A 5,591-nucleotide genomic window follows, 5' to 3' on the forward strand; every position below is an offset into this window, starting at 1 on the left:
ATATGCGCTCGGTCACGCGTCCGATAGGGAACTGTCTGAGCCTCCCGAAGTTCACTTAACGTGCGGTCTTCTTCCTCGGTCAAAATGATGCGTAATGGGGCGGGCATTTGAGGGCACTCTGGCTACCCTGCTATCTTACATTTAATCTCAACTGCCTACTTATCCCTCACCCAGACCAGCAGGCGGACTAGCACTGTCGGCTAACCCGAGGCCTGACTGAGCAGTTCGGGCAACCAGCTGAGGGCCAGGCCCAACAGGGCCAGCCCCGACAGCCAACAAAAGGCCATCACATCTCGAAAGCCGGCAATCAGGTTGTCAACCCGAGCTAGCAGCGATACGGCCACTAACATGGCGCAGTAGGCAAACATTTGGAACTGCGTGACGGCAATAACCGCCAGCGAGGCCCCAGATAAGGCCATAGCAAAGTACCCAATGTCAGACTGAAAGCCAAGCAACATAACTCGCCGCAACTTTGGCCAGCCTAGGGTGATCATCCAGGCGCCGCAAGCCGCTAACAAGCAGCTCAAGACCCAGGCGTAGGGAGGCACATCGCTCGCGTGCAAAAAACTCCCATAGGTCGCATAGGCCATCACCAGCAAGGCCCAGGAGAGCCAGTGAGCCTTAACCAGGTTGCGCAGTGATCGATCTTGGGTCATGGCGGTTGCGCCTCAGCGGCCACTATAGGTTGGTAGAGATCGCCTGGACTGGGCAAGTGGGCACACATTGCTCACAGACAATGCAGCGCGATCGCGCAAAGGTGAGGCGATAGGTCTCACTATCCAGGGTCAGGGCACGGGTCGGGCAAACTCCGGTACATAGCCCACAGTGAACGCAGAGGTCTTCATCGACTACGATTTCGCCACTGGCTCCCGATACCTCAATGTCTTGCACCTCTAGCCAGTCGATGGCGTCATTGAGCTGATCAATATCGCCAGACAGCTCAACCACCAGGGTACCGACCTGGTTAGGGGCGACCTGGGCGCGAATGATATTAGCGGCAATATTGAAGTCTTTCGCCAGCCGATAGGTGATCGGCATGTGCACCGATCGTTTTGGGAAAATAAGCTTAACCCGTTTCTTCATCGCCGCCCCAATACGCAGAGTCTTTTACACTGAAACTAGCGATCTATCTTCATCCTAACCGGAGATTGGGGTTCTCCCGAGATCGATCCAAGCCGCTACTCAGTGGGCAACCGTTGCTCTGTCAAGGCGAGGGGAGCGAGACATCTTCCTCACCGCTAGGGGCTGAGAGTCTTTATGCTGGTCGGAATGAGGTTGAACAATTTTGTCTATCTACCTACTGACTGAGCTGTTTTAAGTAATCCATCAAAAATACCGTCACTGCTATGTCAGATCACCTGCCCAACACGCCTCCATCTACCCCTAACCAGGCCCGTAACCTAATCGTGGCTGTGGCCGCTGTGGTGTTGTCAGCGGCGCTGGTTTTGGGGCTGCGGACTCAGTCGGTGATGCCTTCTCTGAGTGAGCTAGCCGCTAGTGCCGTCCCCTATGAGGAAGCCCAAACCAACGGCAGACCGACGCTGCTAGAGTTCTATGCCAACTGGTGCACGAGTTGTCAGGCGATGGCGGGAGACATGGCAGAACTGAGAGCCCGCTATGGCGATCGCATCAACTTTGTCATGCTCAATATCGACAACAACAAGTGGCTGCCCGAGATGCTGGCGTATCGGGTAGAAGGCATTCCCCACTTTGTCTACATGGGCTCAGCGGGCGATCCGATTGCCGTTGCCATTGGCGAACAGCCCCGGCAGATCTTAAGCGACAACCTGGATGCGCTGATTGCCCAAGCTCCGCTACCCCACCAGCAGACGTTTGGCCGCTTGTCAGCCATCGAAGGAGATCGGCTCTCGCGCCAGGGCGCTGTCAATGACGATCCTCGTGCCCACGGGAACGCAATCGTGAACTAGTACTCTGAGACGGAAATAACCCAGCTGTTTACTCACGCGGAAACCCTTATGAGACCTGGGTTTTCCGTTCTGCCTTCTGCCTTCTTACTTCTGCCTTTTGGTACTAGGGCCTAAACCGGAGCTAGAGTTGCGGCCAAGTCAGGAAACACGTCTCGGACGGCAGGGTGCATCAGCTTGCCGGCCAAAACATTGAGCCCACCGCCTAAACCACTGTCGCCCTCTAGGGCGGCTAGCCCCTGCTTAGCCAACTTGAGCACGTAGGGCAGAGTGGCGTTGTTAAGGGCCTGGGTGGCGGTCCAGGGCACGGCACCGGGCATGTTGGGCACCCCAAAGTGAACGACGCCGGATTCGAGGTAGGTGGGCTGGCTGTGGGAGGTGGGGCGGAGGGTTTCGATACAGCCGCCCTGGTCAACGGCAACATCAATAATGACGGCTCCAGGCCGCATAGTGGCGACCAGCGCTTTAGATACCAGGGTGGGCGCTTTGCGACCCGGCACCAGTACAGCCCCGATCAGCAGGTCGGCCTGGGGAACTGCGGCAGCCACCTGCGCAGGGCTGCTATAGAGGAGCTCAACTCGCGAACCAAATAGCGTTTCGAGGTAGGCGAGGCGATCGACATTGATGTCAATAATCTGCACCCTAGCCCCTAAACCCACCGCCATTTTGGCCGCCTCGGTGCCCACCACACCGCCACCCAAAATGACTACCGTACCCGGGGCGACACCGGGAATACCGCCCAACAACACGCCCCGTCCGCCCTGCTGGCGCTCTAGGTAGCGAGCCCCAAACTGCACCGAAAGCCGACCGGCAATCACGCTCATGGGGGTGAGCAGCGGCAATCTACCGTCGGCGGAGACTACGGTCTCATAGGCGATCGCAGCGATGCCACCCTGCATTAGCGCCTCGGTTAGAGTCCGTTCAGCTGCCAGGTGCAGGTACGTAAACAAAATTAGGTCAGAGCGAAAGAAACCATACTCTGACGGTTGGGGCTCCTTCACCTTGACCACCATATCTTGGGCCCAGGCCATCGCCGCATCGGCCACCACAGTCGCCCCTGCGGCTTCATAGTCGCCATCGCTAAACCCGGAACCAGAGCCCGCTCCGGCCTGTACCATGACCTGATGCCCCTGCTGACAGAGACTCTGCACCGCTGCTGGGGTCAAGCCCACGCGAAATTCTTGGTCTTTAATCTCTTTAGGTAGCCCAATGCGCATGGTGTTGCTTTGCCTAGGTGGTAGTTGTTTCCATCCTACCTAACCCCGTTGGGGTCAGCCCGGCCAGGTGCGGCTCCTAGTCAGGCTCACCCATCGGGCCCGCTGAGTCAGCGGCCTTGAACTGAGGCAGATATAGCGTAAAACAGCTGCCTTGCCCCACCGCTGACTGGAGGACAATGGTGCCATGGTGCAGCCGGGCAATGCGTTGGGAGAGATGCAGGCCTAGGCCATGCCCAGCCCGCGCCTGATTACCCTGGCGAAACCATTCAAATATAGCGGCTTGCTCAGATTCAGCGATACCAATACCGGTATCGGCTACGGCCACCCAGACCCAGCCCTGAGGTTGGTCTACGGGGATGGTGGCCTCTACGTCTGGGGGCAGCTGCGACGCAATCCCCACGGTAACGGTGACATTGCCGCGATCGGTAAACTTAATAGCATTGCCCACCAAATTAGTGATGACTCGGCGTAACTCTAAGCGATCGCCTGCCACTATGAAGGCGGTTTCTGGCAAGGCCCCATAGCCGTCGGCACTATTGGCCGCCTTATCGGTGGGGCCGTGCCGACCCGCTAGGGCAATCTGCGATCGCTTAGTCTCTGGCCGATCGGGGTCACGGAGTAAGCAGGTGAGATTTTTCTCAGCCGCAATGGGGGCCAGTTCCATGACGACAGCTTCGGTTAGCTGTAGCAGGTCGATCACCGACAGGGTCAGGGCCTTGTGGCCTGCTTCATGGCGGTAAACTTCGAGCAGGGTATTGACCATGCTCAACAGATGCAAATTGCTGTCGGCAATGTTGGCTAGGGCCTGCTTAACGTCACCAGCTACCGCCCCAAAAGCCTCTTCTTGGCACAGTCTAAGCATGCGGTTAGCCGCCACGAGAGGCGTACGTAGGTCGTGGGTGAGGCGAGCAACAAAGTCATCCCGCTGGCGCAGCATGGCGATTTGAGCATCCATACTGCGCTTGAGACGCAGCAGCGATCGCACTCTGGCCCGTAACTCATTGACATCCACCGGTTTGTGAATAAAGTCGTCGGCCCCTGCATCAAGCCCCTGTACCAGACTCGACTGATCGTGGGCGGTAATCAACAAAATCGGAATATAGGGCAGGCCAGGGTGACTGCGAATTTTTTGAGTCACCGCATAGCCATCTAGCCCAGGCATCATCACGTCTAGCAAAATCAGGTCAGGCGGGGTCTGACGCACTATATCTAGCGCTGCCTGGCCATTATCTACACAGGTAATGGCATATTTAGGGTCATCTAGCACCGACTCAATCAAAAACAGATTGTCGGGAGAATCGTCTACCGCCAAAATGGCGCAGGTTTCGGGGGTCAGGTCCGAAGGCATTATGAGGCTCAATACTATCGGTGCAGTGCTCTGAATCGGCAGCAACTTCGCCGCCATCGATCGACAAGCACCGTTTCTATAGTCGCCACAATATTACGCGAGTTACCTCTATCCCTAGACAGAGGCAAGCCCAAACTATGGTTATAAATATTTTTGATAGGGAAATTTTGCGGCTGCAACCTCAACCGCGACGGTGAGGCGATCGCCTGGGGCAGTTTGCCCCCAGTCTCCCGCTACCAAGGTGGCCGATAAAAGCTGGCTCTCAGCAAAACACTCTCTCCATCAGCCGATGAAAATAGCCAGCAGCGCTAACTGGCAGGAATATCGGCTTGACCGGGCGTTCGGGCTATTCGGGCTCAGTACTCGACTCTTCACTGTCGTCGAGGGGAGAGCCAGTGCCGTTGTAGAGAGCATCGAGCTGCTCACGGGCGTCTTTGACCGAGATCGATCGCATCACCAACAGCGGCTCACGAATCACTTGACCATCTTGGTCTAGCAGTTCAGGGTGAGGCACCAGGCGATTGCCAATACTGGTAGACCCGCCGCCCTGGGAGGCCGATTGCTGCCCCCCACCGTAGGAGGCCATGGATCGGGGGTTGCGGGCATTGCTGCCCAGCAAGACTAAATTTCTAACCAAATTTGCGATCGCTAGGATAGCCAGAACCGCAAATGCAATGATGTAAACGACGTGCCACATAGCTGCTGTCCTCTGGCCAACCTTGACTGTATCGACTTTAGCGTGTTTAAAGCGTTCGTGCTGCGCCCTGGGCAAACAAACGTCTTAACTCACTAACCTCTAGTTTAACCAGAAGTCGTCGTTCTCAGCCTCGATTGTCAACTGACGCAGGGGGAGCCAGCCCGGTTGCCAAAGCGTTCGATTTTTGAGCTGCCGGGCATTGATCCAAAGCCTGACGGTGGGATCACAGGAAGCCACCAGTTCGGCAAAGATCCAAGGGCCTTCTTGCTTACGATTAGCCACCTGAAAATGCCGCCAGCCTTCAGTTTTTTGGTGGGCCGTCCATTTAGAGCCGAGCAGATGAGGATATTTTTGCTTGCGGGGCATGGGTGGGTGAGTGGGTGAGTGGGTGAGGAAGATTAGGG

Annotated in this window: 7 protein-coding genes; 1 reads left to right on the forward strand and 6 read right to left on the reverse strand. The window is 56.7% G+C overall.

The features are described from left to right. Positions 1-200: 200 nt before the first annotated feature. The gene (locus tag IQ254_RS29325) at positions 201-656 is read right to left on the reverse strand and encodes a hypothetical protein (protein ID WP_193969685.1); all 456 of its coding nucleotides are present in this window, start codon (positions 654-656) and stop codon (positions 201-203) included. A 22-nt stretch (positions 657-678) separates the two neighbouring features. Continuing rightward, complete coding sequence (locus tag IQ254_RS29330) at positions 679-1,083, reverse strand: NIL domain-containing protein (protein ID WP_193969686.1); 405 nt, start codon at positions 1,081-1,083, stop codon at positions 679-681. A 263-nt stretch (positions 1,084-1,346) separates the two neighbouring features. Here IQ254_RS29330 and IQ254_RS29335 point away from each other — a divergent pair, with 263 nt between their 5' ends. Then, complete coding sequence (locus tag IQ254_RS29335; RefSeq protein WP_193969687.1) at positions 1,347-1,928, forward strand: thioredoxin family protein; 582 nt, start codon at positions 1,347-1,349, stop codon at positions 1,926-1,928. Positions 1,929-2,038: 110 nt separating this feature from the next. Here IQ254_RS29335 and ald read toward each other — a convergent pair whose 3' ends face one another. The 4 genes from ald to IQ254_RS29355 form a co-directional block, all read right to left on the reverse strand. Then, a complete protein-coding gene (ald, locus tag IQ254_RS29340) occupies positions 2,039-3,142 on the reverse strand; it encodes an alanine dehydrogenase (RefSeq protein WP_193969688.1) in 1,104 nt (367 codons plus the stop codon). A gap of 76 nt (positions 3,143-3,218) precedes the next feature. Further along, positions 3,219-4,490 (reverse strand): hybrid sensor histidine kinase/response regulator, encoded by a 1,272-nt coding sequence (locus IQ254_RS29345; RefSeq protein WP_193969689.1) that lies wholly within the window; start codon positions 4,488-4,490, stop codon positions 3,219-3,221. Between the two features lie 346 nt (positions 4,491-4,836). After that, a complete protein-coding gene (locus IQ254_RS29350) occupies positions 4,837-5,187 on the reverse strand; it encodes a DUF2973 domain-containing protein (RefSeq protein WP_193969690.1) in 351 nt (116 codons plus the stop codon). Positions 5,188-5,286: 99 nt separating this feature from the next. Beyond that, positions 5,287-5,553 (reverse strand): TIGR02450 family Trp-rich protein, encoded by a 267-nt coding sequence (locus tag IQ254_RS29355; RefSeq protein WP_193969691.1) that lies wholly within the window; start codon positions 5,551-5,553, stop codon positions 5,287-5,289. Positions 5,554-5,591: the final 38 nt, after the last annotated feature.

Origin of the sequence: Nodosilinea sp. LEGE 07088, from assembly GCF_015207395.1 — a bacterium.
Taxonomy (GTDB): domain Bacteria; phylum Cyanobacteriota; class Cyanobacteriia; order Phormidesmidales; family Phormidesmidaceae; genus Nodosilinea.

Bases quoted from the DNA above. Each gene is read 5' to 3' on its own strand.
- IQ254_RS29350 (WP_193969690.1), bottom strand. From the start codon at position 5,187: ATGTGGCACGTCGTTTACATCATTGCATTTGCGGTTCTGGCTATCCTA.
- IQ254_RS29345 (WP_193969689.1), bottom strand. From the start codon at position 4,490: ATGCCTTCGGACCTGACCCCCGAAACCTGCGCCATTTTGGCGGTAGAC.
- IQ254_RS29335 (WP_193969687.1), top strand. From the start codon at position 1,347: ATGTCAGATCACCTGCCCAACACGCCTCCATCTACCCCTAACCAGGCC.
- IQ254_RS29330 (WP_193969686.1), bottom strand. From the start codon at position 1,083: ATGAAGAAACGGGTTAAGCTTATTTTCCCAAAACGATCGGTGCACATG.
- IQ254_RS29325 (WP_193969685.1), bottom strand. From the start codon at position 656: ATGACCCAAGATCGATCACTGCGCAACCTGGTTAAGGCTCACTGGCTC.
- ald (WP_193969688.1), bottom strand. From the start codon at position 3,142: ATGCGCATTGGGCTACCTAAAGAGATTAAAGACCAAGAATTTCGCGTG.
- IQ254_RS29355 (WP_193969691.1), bottom strand. From the start codon at position 5,553: ATGCCCCGCAAGCAAAAATATCCTCATCTGCTCGGCTCTAAATGGACG.